The organism is Moorena sp. SIO1F2, assembly GCF_010672755.1.
GTDB lineage: Bacteria > Cyanobacteriota > Cyanobacteriia > Cyanobacteriales > Coleofasciculaceae > Moorena.
This window is the reverse complement of the sequence record NZ_JAAHFV010000432.1, coordinates 1-4944: the sequence shown is the minus strand read 5'-3', so window position 1 is coordinate 4944 and position 4944 is coordinate 1. Positions and strand designations below refer to the sequence as shown.

General features: G+C 43.8%; 7 protein-coding genes and 1 pseudogene. 3 read left to right on the top strand and 5 right to left on the bottom strand.

Going from position 1 to position 4944, the window contains the following annotated elements:
• Nucleotides 1-115: 115 nt before the first annotated feature.
• The 5 genes and pseudogenes from F6J94_RS30165 to F6J94_RS30145 form a co-directional block, all read right to left on the bottom strand.
• Nucleotides 116-211: pseudogene (locus F6J94_RS30165) on the bottom strand (ISAs1 family transposase); the annotation flags it as partial.
• A gap of 85 nt (nt 212-296) precedes the next feature.
• Entirely contained in the window at nt 297-488 is a 192-nt protein-coding gene (locus tag F6J94_RS30160; RefSeq protein ID WP_293047049.1) for a hypothetical protein, read from the bottom strand.
• 358 nt (nt 489-846) lie between these two features.
• Nucleotides 847-1092 (bottom strand): hypothetical protein, encoded by a 246-nt coding sequence (locus tag F6J94_RS30155; RefSeq protein WP_293047047.1) that lies wholly within the window; start codon nt 1090-1092, stop codon nt 847-849.
• A 101-nt stretch (nt 1093-1193) separates the two neighbouring features.
• Nucleotides 1194-1340, bottom strand: a complete 147-nt coding sequence (locus F6J94_RS30150) for a hypothetical protein (protein WP_293047045.1) — start codon at nt 1338-1340, stop codon at nt 1194-1196.
• A gap of 205 nt (nt 1341-1545) precedes the next feature.
• Nucleotides 1546-2124, bottom strand: a complete 579-nt coding sequence (locus F6J94_RS30145) for an ISAs1 family transposase (RefSeq protein WP_293047043.1) — start codon at nt 2122-2124, stop codon at nt 1546-1548.
• Between the two features lie 214 nt (nt 2125-2338).
• Between F6J94_RS30145 and kdsA the strand changes: the two genes are divergently transcribed.
• From kdsA to F6J94_RS30130, 3 genes are all read left to right on the top strand, one after another.
• The gene (kdsA, locus tag F6J94_RS30140; RefSeq protein ID WP_293047041.1) at nt 2339-3169 is read left to right on the top strand and encodes a 3-deoxy-8-phosphooctulonate synthase; all 831 of its coding nucleotides are present in this window, start codon (nt 2339-2341) and stop codon (nt 3167-3169) included.
• Between the two features lie 20 nt (nt 3170-3189).
• A complete protein-coding gene (locus F6J94_RS30135) occupies nt 3190-3696 on the top strand; it encodes an HAD family hydrolase (protein ID WP_293047039.1) in 507 nt (168 codons plus the stop codon).
• 605 nt (nt 3697-4301) lie between these two features.
• Nucleotides 4302-4682 carry a hypothetical protein gene (locus F6J94_RS30130; RefSeq protein ID WP_293047037.1) on the top strand — a complete coding sequence of 127 codons (381 nt, stop codon included), beginning with the start codon at nt 4302-4304 and terminating at the stop codon, nt 4680-4682.
• Nucleotides 4683-4944: the final 262 nt, after the last annotated feature.

Below are 4944 nucleotides of genomic sequence, written 5' to 3'. Positions count from 1 at the left end.
AATTTGGTCAGAAGTTACCGCAAAAATAAGGCAGCCTTTATGGTTGGTCGGCTATGGGTAAAAGGGTTAAAACTTTATGATTAAGGCTGCCTTATTTTAAGGTTTCGTCTCCGGGTTGATTTTTTTTGACTTTAACTAAATAGTCATTCCCTGACTCGACGATAGCTGCCAGAGTTTTTTTTTGACAATGAAGAGCATCAAAAGTAAAGACTACGGAGATGAAACCTTGAACAGTGGAGCCTTATTACAAAAGATTTAACCCTTTTCTGCATAACCGATCACCCATAAAGGCAGGGCTATTTCATTCTAAATAGGTTTTTGAGTGTGTTAAGGCTAAAGCCAGCCCGACGCTGGGCTTGAGCCATATTTTGAAAACCATTGTCCCGATATAAATTCAGGGCAAAGTTGCGTGCCAGTGCCCAAATTTGTACCAGAGGTGGGGTACGAATCCGTGAAGCATCTTCCCCTTGAGTTACCGATACGGACATAATGCACTTTGTTCTCCACTCCCCAATAGCCTCGAATCCGTTTGGCAAAAGCGTCAGCCGTATCGATAAATGAGGCAACAAAGAGCGCGAGTTTCGTGGGAAACTTCAATCAGAGAAGCCCGATAGATTCGACGTTCACCACTCCACTCGAATCAGGGTGCTCAGCCGAGGGAAAATCAGGTATACCATCAAGTTGATCACGCTTTACTGACGGTGCGTTTTTCAATCCGACCATGCCCCTTATTGATCTGCTTTACGGTCTGTTGGGCTTGAAAGTTAGCTTTGACAGCACTCAGTAACCTCGATTGGTTTCCTTTGAGTGCTCCCTTGGTAATCGTTCCCGCTCTCGAGGATGACCTTAGCCGTTTTTTTGGGTGCTGATGGCATCAAAGGCGAACACCACACCCTTGAGAGCCATCTGTTGGATAAATGCTGGTAAGGCGGTAATTTCATTCGTCTTTGAATCCACCTCATAGGGACACAGAATCAGTCGAAGTTCCACAATGTAAGCCGTAACCAGCATAATGGCCGGATGAGAATCCACCTGTGGGTCATCGCTGATGGCTTCATAAGACCCCCGTAGCACAAAGCCCATCGGTGGCAATGGTTTCTCCGGGCAGGGTCAGAAGTTACCGCAAGAATAAGGCAGCCTTAATCATAAAGTTTTAACCCTTTACCCATAGCCGACCAACCATAAAGGCTGCCTTATTCTAAGGTTTCGTCTCCGGGTTGAACCCCAAAAAACCGAGATAAACAGGCGGAATACATCAGATATTCCACCCGTAGCAACGTCCGTCGAATCGTGCTGTAGGACGGTAAGCGTCCTTTAGGAGGTGAAAATAAAGCAACCAATTGATCGTATTGAGGCTTTCAACCAATCCCCAATGGCAAGAAACCCTCGATTGCCCGCCGCAACTGCCAGGGTGAATAATGCGGTGGCATTGGGCTTGACTATGGCGCTGCCGAAGCAGTGCGCCGACTATCTGGCAGGTAGGCTTTGGCTGCGACAATGGCAGGTTGAGACATCTAAAGATCCCTATCACAGACGGCTTCAATATCAGATCAGTTCCTCAATTAGAATGAAATAGCCCTGCCCATAAAGGCTCCACTGTTCTACGGGAACTTCAAAACCAGTTAAATCTAATAAGTTAATTAAGTCGCGAACGACGGGAATTTCGCTTTCCCGTTTGTTTTCCATCATTTTTACCCCTAAAACTAATCTTCTTTGATGAGCAAAAGCCGAAACACAGTTGATAAAGTTTTGTTGCGCCTGATCGTAGTTACTCACGGTATTTTTGATACTTTTACCATCCAGGGATATCCATTCATTAGATGGAATTATACTATATTGTTTACTCCATTGATTAAATACAATTTGGAGTTCTTCGTAATCTAAATTAATCATGACCCTTCTGATTGCTGAATAAGAAGGAACACGAGCACAAGGAATTTTCAGTCTACTAATTAATTCTGTGCGGTGGCGTTCCACAAATCTACCCAATTGTCGATAACCCCAATAACCACTCATCATCCCCATAATGATAATTAGAAGCACTAGCCATAGAGGCGGACGTTGACCATGAGGACTGCGATGATCAGGTATTTCTTTAAGATAGTCGATTAAGCTTTTCTCCATAATTTGGGTATATAATGGAAATTATGCCATTTTTTCGGGCTATTGCTTCACTATACACCTTTTTACTCTATAATGAAACAGCCCTGCTCCTGAGAGGGGGAGCATTTTGACTCTTAATCATTCATGCAACAAAGCCAAATTTATATATAGATTTTCTCAATCCAAAAGCAGTAGCCAAGCTTCTGTGTTGAGGAACCAACAGTCAGGAAAACTTATGACTCATACCCAAATTACTGATACCCTCTCGATTGGCGATCGCTGCCCACTCACCCTGATTGGTGGTCCGTGTGTGATTGAATCGGAAGACTTTACCTTAAAAATGGCAGAGGAGATCCATAAAGTATGCGATCGCTTAAATATTCCTTTCATCTTCAAGTCTTCCTTTGACAAAGCCAATCGAACTTCAATCAACTCCTTTCGGGGACAAACCCTAGACACAGGTCTAGACATTCTCCAGAAAGTTAAACAGAAGGTGGGTGTGCCAGTGCTTACCGATATCCACGAAAGTCACCAAGCTGCAACGGTTGCTGAAGTAGTCGATGTCCTGCAAATCCCAGCTTTTTTGTGCCGCCAAACTGACTTGCTAATCGCTGCGGCTGCCACAGGTAGGGCAATTAATGTCAAAAAAGGTCAGTTTCTTGCCCCTTGGGATATGAAGCATGTGGTCACCAAACTGGAAGCTGGGGGAGGCAAAAATATTTTACTCACTGAGCGGGGTACTAGTTTTGGTTACAATACCCTAGTGGTAGACTTTCGCTCCCTCCCTCAGATGCGCGAGTTAGGTTATCCTGTGGTTTTTGATGCCACTCATAGCGTCCAAATGCCAGGAGGAAAGGGAGATCAATCTGGTGGACAGCGGCACTTTGTTCCCTATTTGGCCAGAGCTGCGGCTGCCGTTGGCATTGATGCTCTGTTCATGGAAATTCATCAAAATCCTGACATCGCCCTTAGTGATGGTCCGAATATGGTGCCATTGGCGGAACTGGAAAATGTCCTCAAGGGAATTCTGAATGTTCGTGCAGCTTTGGACGCTACAATTGGGTAAAATTGGCGGATAAATTTGCTATGAATAACATCCCTGAGACTGAATTACAAGCACGTTTATCCCAGGTGAAACTGCTAGCCCTAGATGTAGATGGAGTCATGACCGATGGCGGACTTTACTACACAGAAAGCGGTGAAGAACTCAGAAAGTTTAATGTCAAAGATGGCATGGGAATCAAGCTACTCCAACAGACTAAAATTGAGGTAGCTGTTATTACCAATAGCAGTTCTAGAGCAACCCGACATCGAGTCCAAAAGCTAGGAATTAAGTACAGTTTTTTTGCCGTTGAAGATAAGTTAGCTGTCCTCAAAGAACTCTGTGAACAGTTAAGTTTATCTCTTTCCCAAGTCGCCTATGTTGGTGATGATATCATTGATTTAGCCGTTCTGAAAGCTGTAGGATGTCCCCTAACTGTTGCTGATGGGATACCAGAAAACCAAGACACTGCTGTGTATGTTACCAAATTAGCAGGTGGGCAAGGAGCGGTTCGAGAAATATGTGAGCTCTTGATCAAAGCACAGGTTTAAGGTAAGTATTCAGCTATCAGCTATCAGCTATCAGCGATTAGCGCTACGCGCACGCTACTTGAGGTGCTATCAGCCCCCGCAGCCTAGAACTTAAACGCTACAGCTGAAGCAAAAGCTCAGTTTATGCCCGTAGCAAGTATAGAAGACTATCCCGATTTAAAAGATAATGTCTGAAAGGGTTAGTAGGCAATATTTCTCAAGTAGTAAGCCTATGGGCTACGCCCACGCTACGGGAACAGCTGGGTTTTGAATTAAACTGGTAAGCATTCCTACTCACTTCCAAGCTTTTCTATGAAAATTATGCAGCTGGTAGGTTGGAACACGAGCAGGAGTTAAGAGCAGCAATCAACAACCTTGAACTGCAAGCCCAGCGATATATGGACTTATATCATCAGGTGTTACAAGATTAGAATGCGATCGCATCCGTCAACAGCACTATCAGATCACTATAGAAAGTTATATAGCAATCCGTATTTCTTTAAATTAGGATTAGAGAGAGTATATTAATAACTCTGGCAAAGTAAAATAACGATCCCTGATATCTATTTAGTTAGTATGTATTGATAGCTAGTAGCCAGATATAATTATTTGAAGAGGTTATCACCTTGAAAACCATTGCTCTCATTGAGGAAAATTGGAATGGACATCGTCCAACATACCTCAAGGTTTTCACCAAAACGTTACTTGAGCTTGGTCATCAAGTAATAGCCTTCTGCCCAAAACCATTAGAATTAACTGAATGGGTTGCCTTTAACTGCCCTAACTATCAAGAGCAATTCCAGGTTTTTCAATTTCAAAGACCAGAGCCTAGCTCATTTGGGATCAATGGAATTCGCACAGCCCTGAATGCATTAAAACGTTGGTACTACGCCAAAGCTAGCATTCAGTATGCTTCATCAAAAATTGGTAAAGTACCCGATCTAGTATTTTTTCCCTGGCTTGATAGCAGGGTAATCGCATCTAAATCGACCCTCAAAATGCTCTAACACTCCCTAAAACTTGATTATCCTCTGAACTGACCAAAGTCAACTAATTGAGTGGTCTTGCACCGGTTCGGCGTTTATGATCTAGGGCGTGTCATCAATTAAGCCAGATTACGGCAGCAGCCAGATAAATTGCTCCTAGAAAGTTCTTGGCTCGCTTATCGTAGCGCGTCGCGAACGCGCCCCGCGTGACCAAAGGTCAATCCCTCGATATTGCTTGAGTCGGGCAAAGAAATTCGTGGCGCAGATGTCGTGCTTTGTACAA